This window comes from Bacillus sp. AFS012607 (genome assembly GCF_002558005.1).
GTDB classification, from domain to species: Bacteria; Bacillota; Bacilli; order Bacillales; family Bacillaceae_G; genus Bacillus_A; species Bacillus_A thuringiensis_S.
The window spans coordinates 1-214 of record NZ_NTVM01000062.1 but is presented as its reverse complement, the minus strand read 5'-3'; the positions used below and the strand labels follow the sequence as shown (position 1 = coordinate 214).

Genomic DNA, 214 nt, shown 5'->3' with positions numbered 1-214 from the left:
TAGAAGCGTTCTCGGATTATCTTCAAGTAGGAGACATCGTGAATTATGTATTGCGTTGGCTAGGATGGTTCCTAATTGTAGGCTTATCTTTAGTTGTAGATGCTTTAGAGGGTGTGACAGATGCCATTCTGGGGATTAAAGGATTCTTTAATTCACCGGAAATACAAAATTTTGTTGATATGTTATATCCATTGTTTGTCGTTCTTTTAGCCAT

General features: G+C 36.9%; 1 protein-coding gene. It reads left to right on the top strand.

All coding sequences use genetic code 11. From position 1 onward, the window contains the following. Window positions 1-214 (top strand): DUF8208 domain-containing protein (locus tag CN409_RS30435; RefSeq protein WP_481747194.1); only part of this gene is annotated, 214 nt, incomplete at both ends.